This window comes from Polaromonas sp. AER18D-145 (assembly GCF_002379095.1).
In the GTDB taxonomy this organism is placed as follows: Bacteria; Pseudomonadota; Gammaproteobacteria; order Burkholderiales; family Burkholderiaceae_C; genus Polaromonas.
Window position 1 is genome coordinate 1 of sequence record NZ_NBZV01000075.1, and the last position, 11,165, is coordinate 11,165.

Below are 11,165 nucleotides of genomic sequence, written 5' to 3' on the forward strand. Positions count from 1 at the left end.
CTTCCCGCCACCCCGCAGACGGACGAGACCTCTGCGGCGCCCCACAAGGGTTGGCCCTTTGCCGAAGGATCGCAGAACCACCTGGATGAAACCTCGGCGCCGTGGCCGCGTCCATCGGCCAGGCCGGCCCCTGTCCAGCCAGCCCGGCCGTCGCCGGAAAAATAAACGGCCGTAAGCTCAGTAGCTGCCGATGTAGTCCTTCTTGCCGATGTCCACGCCGCTGTGGCGCAGGATGGCATAGGCCGTCGTGGTGTGGAAAAAGAAATGCGGCAAGCCGTAGTTCAGCAGGTAGGACTGGCCGCTGAAGATCTTTTCCTTGGGCGTGCCGGCCTGCGTCACGATCTGGCGCGCTTCGCTGCCGTCGATCTGCGCCGCACTGAGGCTGTCCACAAACGCCAGGGTTTTGGCAATACGCACCTGCAGGTCGGCAAAACTTTCTTCCTTGTCCTCAAAGCCCGGCACCTCCACACCGGCGATGCGTGCCGACACGCTTTTTGCAAAATCGCAGGCCACCTGAACCTGGCGCAGCAGGGGAAACATGTCGGGGGAGAGCCGCGCCTGCAGCAAGGCGGCGGGCGTGATGTTGCGGGCCGTGGCGTGCGCCTCGGCCTTGGCCAGAACGCCGCTCAGGCCTCCCAGCATCTGTTTGAAAACGGGAACGGGTCCGCTGCGGGGGGTGATGGATGCCGGCGTAGACCGGCAGACGCACCTCGTGCCACGCCTGCCATTATGGCCAATCGGACCGGACAGCGTCGGTGCCGACAGGCGTGGCCCTCAGCTGGCACAGGCCGGCCGCCAGCGCCGGAGACTCAGGCTGGCTTCCGGCCCCGCATGCGCTGCACCAGCGTCACAGCGCCCAGCACCAGCGCACCGGCGACCATGCCCACCAGCGCGTCGGCCAGCAAGGGGGTGACGGCGCCCAGCACGCTGCCGGCGCGCGCGGCCAGCGCTTCAATGGCGTGGCGCAGCGCGGGAACGCCGTGCGTGAGGATGCCGCCGCCAACCAGAAACATCGCAGCCGTGCCGGCCACCGACAGCGCTTTCATGAGCCAGGGCGCCGTCAGCACAATGCCGCGACCCAGGCTGCGCCGCAGGCGGGTCGCCCCGCTGTCACCTGTTTTCTGGCTCAGGTAGAGCCCCGCATCGTCAAGCTTGACAATGCCGGCCACCAGGCCATACACCCCCACCGTCATGAGGATCGCAATCCCGCTCAGAACCGTGACCTGGGTGACGAAAGGACTGGCCTGCACCGTGCCCAGCGTGATCGCAATGATTTCGGCCGAGAGGATGAAGTCGGTCCGTATCGCGCCCTTGATCTTGTCCTTCTCGACCACCACCAGGTCCACCGAGGGGTCGATCAGCGCCTCCAGCAATTCTTTTTCATGGGCCTCGTCTTCGGCCCGGCTGTGCAGGAATTTGTGCGCCAGCTTCTCGAAGCCCTCGTAACAGAGGAAGGCGCCGCCGACCATCAGCAAAGGCGTGACGGCCCAGGGCGCAAACGCGCTGATGGTGAGCGCCACCGGCACCAGAACAACCTTGTTCAGGAAGGACCCCTTGGCCACCGCCCACACCACCGGCAGCTCGCGGTCCACTTTCACCCCGGAGACCTGCTGGGCGTTCAGTGCCAGGTCGTCACCGAGCACGCCGGCGGTTTTCTTGGCGGCCACCTTGGTCAGCAAGGCGACATCGTCGAGCACGGTGGCAATGTCGTCAATCAGCGCAAACAGGCTACTGGCCATGGAGGTATTCCTGCAAAGTGGGTGAATGAAAAAAACGTATTGTCGTCGGGCATGCGCCATCACAGCGCCGGCCATGGCAAATCCGCGGAGAATGGCTGCAGCCATGAAAAAACCACTGACCGCCTACCTCGCCACCCTGCTCTTTCTTGTCGTGGCCGACGGCATCTGGCTCGGGCTGCTGATGCCGCAGCAGTACCAGGCCTGGATAGGCCCGCTGATGCGTGCGCAGCCCCTGCTGCTGCCGGCCGCCGCGTTTTACCTGCTGTACCCGGTCGGCGTGGTGGTGTTTGCCGTGCTGCCCGCCCTGGAGCAGTCCAGCTGGACCCATGGGGCCGCCCTGGGCGCGTTGCTGGGCCTGCTGGCGTATGGCACCTATGACCTGAGCAACCTGGCCACCCTGCAGGGCTGGCCGCTGCAGCTGACGCTGGTGGACATGGCCTGGGGCAGCGCCTTGACGGCAGCGGCCGTCACGGCGGCTTTCTTTGCAACCCGCGCCTGGGGCAACCCGCGCGTCTAGGAGGAGGCTGCACAGCCAAGCCTCTTGTCTCTTGTATTTGGCTGCTTTGCAGTGCGCGTGTTGCTGGCGCACCAGCCGCGCAGCGCGCACGAGGCAGAAAAAGCCGGCTTTGACCTGCAGCTGTCGGGCCACACCCATGGCGGGCAATTCTGGCCCTGGAATTTTTTCGTGCGTTTCCAGCAGCCTTTCACCGCCGGCCTGCACCGGCTGGAAAAGCTCTGGATCTACACCAGCCGCGGCACCGGCTACTGGGGGCCACCCAAACGTTTCGGCGCGCCCTCGGAAATCACCCACCTGCGACTGATCGCCGTGTGAGGCTTGCCGGCTGATCAGTAACGGCTGGCGGTCAGGCGACCAAGCACAAATCCGGCCAGCACCGCAAAACCGACGGCCTGCAGCGGATGGTCCTTGATGTAGGCCTTGGAATGGTCGACCGCCTGCAGGGGAGCGTCGCTCAGGCGGTGCGCCTGGTCGCTGAACTTGCCGGCTACCGAGTTGGCGCCGCTGGCCAGTTTGTCCACCGTGTTGTGGGCTGCGCTTGCGGCCCGGTCCACGGTGTTGCGGGCAGGTTCGGCCACCTTGTCAATCGTGTGATGAAGCGTGCTGCCGGCCTGGTCTACGCCGCGCATCAGTGCGCTTTCGCTGGACGAGGTGGCGGAACCGGGGTAGGCGCTGGCGGTGGATTTGTCCATGGTGAAGTCCTTTGGTAAATGCGATGGGAATCAGAAAATTGGCGTGTCACCCAGCCATGGCAGCGCATGGCCTGGGGCGCACAGTGCACTTTCCCGCATGCAGCGCCTGCACCTTGTGCGGAGGGGGAGGCGCTGGCTGTAGGACAAGGGAGCCAGAGGGCCGAGCCCGCCTTGCTCGGCGACCGGCGAGTCAGTCGAACAGGCCAGGCGTGCCGCGCATGGCACCTTCGATGAGCAGCAGCCTGAGCTTGGTCCGGACGCCGCCGCTGGCTGAAAACCCGCCCGGCTGGTCGCCGGCCGCCAGCACGCGGTGGCAAGGCACCACGGGCGCAAACGGGTTGCGCCCCAGCGCCTGGCCCACCGCACGCGCCGCGCCCGGCTCGCCCAGGCGGGCGGCCACCTCGCCGTAGGTCAGGGTCTGGCCAGGTGCGATGTTGCGCGCCACCGCATACACACGCTGGTGAAATTCGGGCACGCCGCGCATGTCGAGCACCAGCGCGCTGAAGTCGTGCGCCTGCCCGCGCAGCATCGCCACCACGCCTGCAACAGCGGCCTGCACATCGGCCGGCGGCGCCGCCTCCTGCCCGTCGGGGAAACGCTCGCGCATGCGGTCACGGGTCTGCTGCGCCCCGGCCTCGGGCAGCTGCACACCCCGGACGCCGGCGTCGCCCCAGGCGATGCCGCAGCAGCCGATGGCGGTGTCAAACAATGCGAAAAAGGGGGTGTCGGTGGCGGTGCTCATAGAAGCAGTCATCGTAATACAGTGCGGTCATGTCGGGCGCCGCCCTGCCGGTCGGGCATGCTATCCAATGCATAGCTGTCCGCACAATGCAGGCAAGGGCCAGAGGCCAAAATCGTGCATAAAAACCAGCCCCGGCCGCTGCGCCGGTGCGTCGCACTGTCGGCCTGCGCTGACAGGCGAACAGAGGTTTTTCCCAAGCGCTGGTTGCGGCAAACGGCGCAACATGGGGTCCCACCACAGCCCAGCGGAGCACATCATGACAGCATGGATCAGCAGCGGCAGCGACAGCGGGCGCCGTCACCGGGACAGCCCCGAAGAAGCCACCGGCCAGGACGAGACCGACGACCTGCCACTGACTCCGGAAGAAGACATGCCGGTGATTCCGGACGACGAACGCGTGATCGACGTGCCGTCCTGAACCCGGTGGCGGGCTGGTTCAGCCCACGTCGCGCTTGAGGCGGATTTCCTCGAGCTTGACGGAACCGATCACCACGGTCTTGAGCGAGGTCATCTCGCGTTTGAAGCCTGCGCGTTCATGAAAGCGCAACGCACGCTCGTTGCGCACCGGTACCCAGATGGTGACCTTGGTGCAGCCTTCTTCCTTGAGGCCGTCGTTGGCCGCATCCCACAAGGCCACGCCCACGCCCTTGTCCCAGTGCGCCGGGTCCACAAAAATGGCCCAGATCTCGCCGCAGGTGGAAGGTGTTCCCTTGTCGCGCGAACGGTCAAAGCCGACAAAACCGACCACACGCTCGCCGTCGGTGGCCACATGCACCTGCGGCTCCATGTATTCGATGGCATCGCGCCAGAACTGCTGGCGCTTGTCCACCGCCAGGGTGCCCAGCTGGTCATCGGGCACCAGCCCCTTGTAGGCGGCGCGGGAAGAGGCGTCGTTGATTTCGGCGATGGCTTTGGCATCGCGCACGGTGGCGGGGCGAACTTGGTAGCTGGACATGAAAAAAGACGCGCTGAGGAATCGTTGTTGGGGGACCCGGATTGTCGCAGCAAATGCGTCCGCGCCTCCTGCCGCACCCAGACCGCCGTCACACCGCCTTCATACCGCCGTCAGGCCGCCATCGACCGTGTGGGCATGCCCGGTGACAAAAGAGGCCGCGTCCGAGCTGAGCCACAGCACCACGGCCGCCACTTCATCGACCTCGCCCAGGCGCCCAAGCGGGTGCATCTGCGCGGCGGCCACGCCGATCTGCGGATCGGCCGCAACGGCGCGTTCGTACATGGCGGTGCGAATCACACCCGGGCACACCGCGTTGACACGGATGCCCTTGCGCGCGTATTCGATCGCTGCCGATTTGGTCAGGCCCAGCACTGCGTGTTTGCTGGCGCTGTAGGCCGCCATCTTGGGCGCGCCCACCAGGCCGGCCACCGAGGCGGTGTTGACGATGGCGCCGCCGCCCTGCTGCTGCATCTGCGCAAGCTGGTACTTCAGGCACAACCACACGCCCTTGACGTTGATGCCCATGATGCGATCGAAGGTGGCTTCGCTGCAGTCGGCCAGGCGCAGGTGTTCTTCCTCGATGCCGGCGTTGTTGAAGGCGCAGTCGAGCCGGCCATAAGCTGCCACCGTGTGGGCCACCATGGCCTGCACCTGGTCTGCCTGCGTCACGTCGGTGCGGATGAAACTCGCCTCGCCGCCCGCGGCCTGCACCAGCGCCACCGTTTCCTGGCCGGCGTCGGCGGCGATGTCGGCCACGACCACACGGGCCCCGGCCCGTGCAAACGCCAGCACGGTGGCCCGTCCTATCCCGCCGCCGCCGCCCGTGACGAGGGCGACCTTGTCCTTGAATGATGTTTGCACTGATGGATCCTTGAACCACAAAAGGGAAAATCATACGGACAGCCCTGCCAGGACCTGTCCCGCCTGGGACCTGCCGTCGCCTGCGCGGCAGCGCCCATGGCGCGTGTCGAAACCCAAAACAATCGTAACGCGCCATCCCTCACCCCGGCCCTCTCCCAGAGGGCGAGGGTGAGATCGTCCAATTCACTGTCGTGTATTTGGAAAAGATCAATAAACTGGCGCCATGCCCGCAGCTTTCGACAACAACGCCGTGTTCCACGCCCGCCTGGGATCTGCGGGCCCGCCTTTCGCGGCACCCGCCTCGCAGTCCCTGCTGCAGTCGGCCCTGCAGGCCGGCATCCTGCTTGAAAGTTCCTGCCGCAATGGCACCTGCCGCAGTTGCATCTGCCGCCTGGCCAGCGGCCAGGTGGTCTACCGCATCGAGTGGCCGGGCCTGAGCGCCGAAGAAAAAGCCGACGGCTACATCCTGCCCTGCGTCGCCTACCCGGTGGCCGACCTGGTGATCACGCGGCCGGCCTGAGCGCCGGCCAAAAAATGAATGAAATCAGCCTCCAGCCCAATAAGGTCGGTCGCAAGCAGCTATACTTTTAATAGCATCCTCAGACCAGCCGCAACAGGCTGCGCCGCACATCGTCTTGTCACACCGCTGTGCCAGGATGGAGACATGGACTTTCTGCGCCCGCCTGCCGGCGGTTTTGACCTCTCCCGTCTGGCGGCCAACCCCGACGGCGCCGCCACCTTTGCCGAACAGGAAGAACTCAAGGCCATCCTGCTGGCCGGCAGCACGCATTTCGACATCCAGACGGTGGGCGAGATTGCCACCCGCGGCCCTTCTTTCGCGCTGTACACCGCCAGCATCGGTTCGCGTGACCCGCGGGCGCCCGCAGTCGGTTTTTTCGGCGGCATCCACGGCCTGGAGCGCATCGGCACCCAGCTGATCCTGGCCTGGATGCGGGCGCTGCTGTTCCGCCTCGAATGGGACGAGCTGCTGCACCAGCAACTGCAAAAGGTGCGGCTGGTGTTCATGCCCATCGTCAACCCGGGCGGCATGTGGGCGCACAAACGCGCCAACCCGCGTGGCGTGGACCTGATGCGCAACGCGCCGCAAAAGGCCGAAAGCCCGGTGCCCTTTCTGGCGGGTGGGCAGACCTTCGGCCCGCTGCTGCCCTGGTACTGCGGCCGGCCCGGCGCACCCATGGAAATCGAAAGCGCGGCCCTGTTGCAGGTGGTGCGTGAGCAACTGGCCAGCCGGCCCTTCAGCCTGGCGCTGGACTGCCATTCGGGTTATGGTTTTGACGACAGCCTCTGGTTTCCCTACGCCAAGACGCGGCGGCTGATGGCGCACCTGCCCGAGATGTTCGCGCTCAAGACCATGCTCGAGCAATCGCATCCGCACCACGGCTACAGCTTCGAGCCGCAAAGCAACCAGTACCTGCTGCACGGCGATCTCTGGGACCACGCCTATGACCAGGCGCCGGCCCACCACGTGTTTCTGCCGATGACACTCGAGCTCGGCTCCTGGCTGTGGATACGCAAGAACCCGCGCCAGTTGTTCTCGCGCCATGGCATGTTCAACCCGATCAAGGCGCACCGCGTCAAGCGGGTGCTGCGCCGCCATGCGGACCTGCTGGACTTCCTCACACGCGCCGCGTTCTCCGCACCGGGCTGGCTGCCCGCGGGCGAGCAGCGTGCCCAGCTCGCCCAACTGGCGGTAGCGCACTGGCGCCCAAGGCGGGCGCCATGAGCTGGGTCCTGTTGCGCGGCCTGACCCGCGAGGCCAGGCACTGGGGCGACTTGCCGCAGCAACTGGCCAGCCTCCCGGACGCCGGCCAGGTCGTGACACTGGACCTGCCGGGCAACGGTGTGTTTCACCGCCAGGTGTCGCCGGCCTCGGTGCGCGGCATCATGGCGCTGGCACGCCACCAGTTGCAGGCGCAGGGCGTGGCGCCCCCCTGGAACCTGCTGGCCATGTCACTGGGCGGCATGGTGGCGACCGACTGGGCGCAGCAGCATCCTCAGGAGGTCCACCGGCTGGTCCTCATCAACACCAGCATGCGACCCTTCAGCCCCGTGACCGAACGGCTGCGCCCCGGCAACTGGCTGGCACTGGCGCTGCTGGCCGCGCGCTGGCGTAGCGCAGACTACGCCGAACGCACCATCCACCGGCTGACCTGCAACAACACCTCATCGCGCGAGGCCGATGTCGCCGTATGGGTCCACATTCGCCAGACGGCCCCGGTGAGCCCGGCCAACGCCTGGCGCCAGTTGCTGGCCGCTGCGCGGTTCTCGAGCGGACCCCTGGCGCCACCCTGCCCCACGCTGGTGTTGTCGTCGGGCGCGGACCGGCTGGTGGACCCGCGCTGCTCACACCGGCTGGCCGGCGCCTGGCAGGCGGCCCACCACAGCCACCCCTGGGCCGGCCACGACCTGCCGCACGATGACGCCGGCTGGGTCTGCCAGCAGCTTGCCCGCTGGCTGGCCGGGCCATGAAATGGCTCCCCTTTGATTGCTCCTCTTTTGATAGCTTTCCACGCTTTCCCGAAAAGCGCCGACGGGCCCCTGGCCGCCAAAGTGCACAGGATCGGTGCAGGGTCTTGCAGGCGCCGGCCGGCAGGGCCCGGACAAGTCAGGGAAAATTCAGCTTTGCCTGCCAAGCTCAGCACTTCCATGAAGATGCCAACCGCAACTGCAACCGTTCACCCCCAGGAGACCGCAGCACCCGCTGCCGGGTCGATTCACGTCGCGCCCACGCGCGACAAGCGCATCTGGGCGCTGGCGCTTGGCACGGCGGCGGTCTGGTACCTGGACCCGGCTTTGGCAGAGATGGCCGAACTGGTGGGCAGCATCGCCTGCGCGTCCAACAAGTCGCTGGTCCGGGACGAGATCTCGGACATGCGCCTCAAGGCCGGAGCCTTGCGCCAGCAGGTCGGGCCGCTGCCGGCCAGCGCCCTGGCCAAGGTGGTCAGGCGTACCGAGGCGGCCAGCGGCGCGGTGCTCGACAAGGGCGCCCGCATGAAGGAGCTGCAGGCCAGCTGGGACCACTTCCTGGCCTGTCTGCGCAGCAGCCCCAAACGCTAACGTACCCGCCGGGACCGCCCGCTGCCGCCGCGCTGACCATCTTCATCGGCAACGCGTTTGTGACCGGCGCCCCTGCCCCAAGGCATGATGCCCCCGTGAAAACATTTTTATTCCTCCCCTCCACCGCGCTGGCCCACCTGCTGGCCGCGGCCATCTGGCTGCTTGCCGGTACGGCGGGTGCCGCGCCGTTTGAAGACACCATCGCCCAACGCACCCTGGCCTGCACCGCCTGCCACGGCGCCCAGGGACGCGCCGGCCCCGACGGCTACTACCCGCGCCTGGCCGGCAAACCCGCCGGCTACCTGTACAACCAGTTGCTCAACTTCCGCGACAGCCGGCGCCACTACGCGCTGATGACGCAGCTGGTCGATCCGCTGTCCGACGACTACCTGATGGAAATTGCGCGCTACTTTTCAGCCCTCGACCTGCCCTACCCGGCCCCGGCCGCGCCGGCTGCTGCGTCTGACGTGTTGCAGCGCGGCAAGGCGCTCGTCATGCAGGGGGATCCTGGCCGGCGCCTGCCGGCCTGCGTCTCCTGCCACGGCCAGGCCATGACCGGCGTCACCCCCCATGTTCCCGGCCTGCTGGGGCTGCCGCGGGACTACCTGAACGCCCAGCTCGGCGCCTGGCGCACCGGACAGCGGCGCGCCCACGCGCCGGACTGCATGGCCAGCATCGTCGCCCGGATGAGCGACGCAGACATCCATGCCGCCACCAGCTGGCTGGCGGCCCAGCCCCTGCCGACCAGCAGCAAACCGGCGGCAACCCTGCCGGCCGCGCCCGCCGGCCAGGCGCTCCCGGCGTGCGGCAGCGCCGCCGCACCACGGGGCACGCGGCCATGAAACGGCTGGCCACCTGGCTCCTGGGCAGCGCCGCGGCGGCGCTGGCGCTGGCCGCCCTCGTCTGGCAGCTCAACGTGCGCGATGAACCCAACGTCACGACTCCCGTGGCCACCGCGGCCGCCCTGCCGGCGCGGATAGCACGTGGCGCCTACCTTGCGCGCGCCGGCAACTGCATGAGTTGCCACACCGCGCGCGGCGGCACGCCGTACGCCGGCGGCCGCGGCATAGACACGCCGTTCGGCACCGTTTTTTCGAGCAACCTGACACCCGACCGCAGCACCGGCATCGGCCAGTGGTCACCCACCCATTTCTGGCGTGCCATGCACAACGGCCGCTCCAGGGACGGCCACCTGCTTTACCCGGCCTTCCCCTACACCAACTACACCGAAATCACGCGCGAAGACTCGGACGCGCTCTACGCCTACCTGCACAGCCTGCCACCGGCCACGCAGCCCAACACCCCCCATACCCTGCGCTGGCCCTTCAGCACGCAGGCGGCGCTGGCGGTCTGGCGCGCGTTGTACTTCAGCCCGGCGCGTTACGCGCCCGACACCAAACAGACGGCCGAATGGAATCGCGGCGCCTACCTGGTGCGCGGCCTGGGCCACTGCAGCGCCTGCCACAGCACGCGCAATGCGCTGGGGGCCGCCAACACCCCGCTGGACCTGGCCGGCGGCCTGATCCCGATGCAGAACTGGTACGCGCCCTCGCTGACCTCCGCATCGGAGGCCGGCGTGGCCGACTGGACGCCGGAACACATTGCGGCCCTGCTCAAGACCGGCGTGTCGCCGCGCGGCTCGGTGCTCGGGCCCATGGCCGAGGTGGTGCTGCACAGCACCCAGCACCTGAGCGATCAGGACCTGGCGGCCATGGCCGTGTTCCTGAAGTCGCTGCCGCCTGCACCCGTGGCCCGCGCTTCCACCGCAGCGGCAGGCCGTCTGCCGGCCGCCGGCGCCAAGCTGTACGAGCAGCATTGCGCGCAGTGCCACGGCGACCAGGGCCAGGGCGTGCCGGGCGCCTACCCGGCCCTGGCGGGCAACCGCGCCGTGACCATGGACTCCACCGCCAACCTCGTGCAGATCGTGCTCAACGGCGGTTACGCCCCGGCCACGGCCGGCAACCCGCGCCCCTTCGGCATGCCCCCGTTTGTCCTGGTGCTCGACGACACCGAACTGGCCGAGCTGCTGACCTACCTGCGTAGCGCATGGGGCCACCAGGCGAGCGCGGTGACGCCGACCGAGATCAATCGCATGCGGGGTGAGAACCAGCGGTGAGGGTTGGTTGGTTGGCTGCCTGGCTGCCTGCCTAACTGCATTTTTTGCTTGCTCGATCTGGAGTAGTACCTTCAGCAGGCCGGGTCTCGCCCCGGCGGGCTAGGCATTTCCTGTCGGTCGCCCCAAAACTCACGCTGCTTTTGGGGCTTGCGATGGACAGTGGGTCCGACTCCCCACTCCCTCCCCCCGCCCCTCGCCCCGCTGGGCGATGGAGGGGAGCTTCATTTGGCCGCGTGTGTTGCTCTCGCGTGCAAACATGATGGTCTGCTGAATCCGACATGACACGCTTCGCGTGTCATGTTTCCCCGCTTTCTGGCTTCGCTCCCCAACCCGTTTGGCTGGGCCGAGCAGCGCAGATGGAGGCGGGATCAGGGCCGCAGTTGTCCGAGCGCAGCGAGTTCTGCGGACCCCCGCCGCAGTCGAGCAGCGCAGGTTGCCTGGAGCGAAGCGGAAGGACCCAGACAG

The 11,165-nt window shown here is 67.4% G+C and carries 14 protein-coding genes and 1 pseudogene; 9 read left to right on the forward strand and 6 right to left on the reverse strand.

The features are described from left to right. Nucleotides 1-177: 177 nt before the first annotated feature. Together B7G52_RS22220 and B7G52_RS22225 are read right to left on the reverse strand one after the other, a co-directional pair. The gene (locus B7G52_RS22220; protein ID WP_256387738.1) at nucleotides 178-681 is read right to left on the reverse strand and encodes a DUF1993 family protein; all 504 of its coding nucleotides are present in this window, start codon (nucleotides 679-681) and stop codon (nucleotides 178-180) included. A 128-nt stretch (nucleotides 682-809) separates the two neighbouring features. Further along, a complete protein-coding gene (locus B7G52_RS22225) occupies nucleotides 810-1,739 on the reverse strand; it encodes a DUF808 domain-containing protein (RefSeq protein ID WP_096699845.1) in 930 nt (309 codons plus the stop codon). Nucleotides 1,740-1,842: 103 nt separating this feature from the next. On the opposite strand from B7G52_RS22225, the gene B7G52_RS22230 reads away from it, so the two are divergent. Beyond that, nucleotides 1,843-2,256 (forward strand): DUF2177 family protein, encoded by a 414-nt coding sequence (locus B7G52_RS22230; protein WP_096699846.1) that lies wholly within the window; start codon nucleotides 1,843-1,845, stop codon nucleotides 2,254-2,256. A 39-nt stretch (nucleotides 2,257-2,295) separates the two neighbouring features. Continuing rightward, nucleotides 2,296-2,571 (forward strand): annotated as a pseudogene (locus B7G52_RS22235) (metallophosphoesterase); the annotation flags it as partial. 14 nt (nucleotides 2,572-2,585) lie between these two features. On the opposite strand, the gene B7G52_RS22240 reads toward B7G52_RS22235, so the two are convergent. Both B7G52_RS22240 and B7G52_RS22245 read right to left on the reverse strand, forming a co-directional pair. Beyond that, on the reverse strand, nucleotides 2,586-2,948 hold the full coding sequence (locus tag B7G52_RS22240) for a YqjD family protein (protein WP_096699847.1): 363 nt from the start codon (nucleotides 2,946-2,948) through the stop codon (nucleotides 2,586-2,588). Nucleotides 2,949-3,138: 190 nt separating this feature from the next. Further along, complete coding sequence (locus B7G52_RS22245; RefSeq protein ID WP_096699848.1) at nucleotides 3,139-3,690, reverse strand: methylated-DNA--[protein]-cysteine S-methyltransferase; 552 nt, start codon at nucleotides 3,688-3,690, stop codon at nucleotides 3,139-3,141. A 256-nt stretch (nucleotides 3,691-3,946) separates the two neighbouring features. Here B7G52_RS22245 and B7G52_RS23710 point away from each other — a divergent pair, with 256 nt between their 5' ends. Beyond that, nucleotides 3,947-4,108: a hypothetical protein gene (locus B7G52_RS23710; RefSeq protein WP_170954849.1), complete on the forward strand. Its 162-nt coding sequence runs from the start codon at nucleotides 3,947-3,949 to the stop codon at nucleotides 4,106-4,108. Nucleotides 4,109-4,126: 18 nt separating this feature from the next. Here B7G52_RS23710 and B7G52_RS22250 read toward each other — a convergent pair whose 3' ends face one another. Both B7G52_RS22250 and B7G52_RS22255 read right to left on the reverse strand, forming a co-directional pair. After that, nucleotides 4,127-4,645 (reverse strand): GNAT family N-acetyltransferase, encoded by a 519-nt coding sequence (locus B7G52_RS22250; protein WP_096699849.1) that lies wholly within the window; start codon nucleotides 4,643-4,645, stop codon nucleotides 4,127-4,129. Nucleotides 4,646-4,744: 99 nt separating this feature from the next. Beyond that, a complete protein-coding gene (locus B7G52_RS22255; protein WP_096699850.1) occupies nucleotides 4,745-5,506 on the reverse strand; it encodes an SDR family oxidoreductase in 762 nt (253 codons plus the stop codon). 223 nt (nucleotides 5,507-5,729) lie between these two features. Between B7G52_RS22255 and B7G52_RS22260 the strand changes: the two genes are divergently transcribed. From B7G52_RS22260 to B7G52_RS22285, 6 genes are all read left to right on the forward strand, one after another. Continuing rightward, entirely contained in the window at nucleotides 5,730-6,026 is a 297-nt protein-coding gene (locus B7G52_RS22260) for a 2Fe-2S iron-sulfur cluster-binding protein (RefSeq protein ID WP_096699851.1), read from the forward strand. A 144-nt stretch (nucleotides 6,027-6,170) separates the two neighbouring features. After that, complete coding sequence (locus tag B7G52_RS22265) at nucleotides 6,171-7,250, forward strand: M14 family zinc carboxypeptidase (protein ID WP_096699852.1); 1,080 nt, start codon at nucleotides 6,171-6,173, stop codon at nucleotides 7,248-7,250. Then, nucleotides 7,247-7,996 carry an alpha/beta fold hydrolase gene (locus B7G52_RS22270; protein WP_096699853.1) on the forward strand — a complete coding sequence of 250 codons (750 nt, stop codon included), beginning with the start codon at nucleotides 7,247-7,249 and terminating at the stop codon, nucleotides 7,994-7,996. Before B7G52_RS22265 ends, B7G52_RS22270 begins: the two co-directional genes overlap by 4 nt. Nucleotides 7,997-8,173: 177 nt before the next feature. Then, a complete protein-coding gene (locus B7G52_RS24245) occupies nucleotides 8,174-8,584 on the forward strand; it encodes a hypothetical protein (protein ID WP_240523586.1) in 411 nt (136 codons plus the stop codon). Nucleotides 8,585-8,679: 95 nt separating this feature from the next. Next, complete coding sequence (locus B7G52_RS24250; RefSeq protein ID WP_371329058.1) at nucleotides 8,680-9,426, forward strand: cytochrome c; 747 nt, start codon at nucleotides 8,680-8,682, stop codon at nucleotides 9,424-9,426. Then, nucleotides 9,423-10,700: a cytochrome c gene (locus B7G52_RS22285; protein WP_096699856.1), complete on the forward strand. Its 1,278-nt coding sequence runs from the start codon at nucleotides 9,423-9,425 to the stop codon at nucleotides 10,698-10,700. The genes B7G52_RS24250 and B7G52_RS22285 overlap by 4 nt, the downstream gene beginning before the upstream one ends. Nucleotides 10,701-11,165 lie beyond the last annotated feature (465 nt).

Bases quoted from the DNA above. Each gene is read 5' to 3' on its own strand.
- B7G52_RS24245 (WP_240523586.1), top strand. From the start codon at position 8,174: ATGAAGATGCCAACCGCAACTGCAACCGTTCACCCCCAGGAGACCGCA.
- B7G52_RS22270 (WP_096699853.1), top strand. From the start codon at position 7,247: ATGAGCTGGGTCCTGTTGCGCGGCCTGACCCGCGAGGCCAGGCACTGG.
- B7G52_RS22260 (WP_096699851.1), top strand. From the start codon at position 5,730: ATGCCCGCAGCTTTCGACAACAACGCCGTGTTCCACGCCCGCCTGGGA.
- B7G52_RS22240 (WP_096699847.1), bottom strand. From the start codon at position 2,948: ATGGACAAATCCACCGCCAGCGCCTACCCCGGTTCCGCCACCTCGTCC.
- B7G52_RS22230 (WP_096699846.1), top strand. From the start codon at position 1,843: ATGAAAAAACCACTGACCGCCTACCTCGCCACCCTGCTCTTTCTTGTC.
- B7G52_RS22245 (WP_096699848.1), bottom strand. From the start codon at position 3,690: ATGAGCACCGCCACCGACACCCCCTTTTTCGCATTGTTTGACACCGCC.
- B7G52_RS22265 (WP_096699852.1), top strand. From the start codon at position 6,171: ATGGACTTTCTGCGCCCGCCTGCCGGCGGTTTTGACCTCTCCCGTCTG.
- B7G52_RS22225 (WP_096699845.1), bottom strand. From the start codon at position 1,739: ATGGCCAGTAGCCTGTTTGCGCTGATTGACGACATTGCCACCGTGCTC.
- B7G52_RS22285 (WP_096699856.1), top strand. From the start codon at position 9,423: ATGAAACGGCTGGCCACCTGGCTCCTGGGCAGCGCCGCGGCGGCGCTG.
- B7G52_RS22250 (WP_096699849.1), bottom strand. From the start codon at position 4,645: ATGTCCAGCTACCAAGTTCGCCCCGCCACCGTGCGCGATGCCAAAGCC.
- B7G52_RS23710 (WP_170954849.1), top strand. From the start codon at position 3,947: ATGACAGCATGGATCAGCAGCGGCAGCGACAGCGGGCGCCGTCACCGG.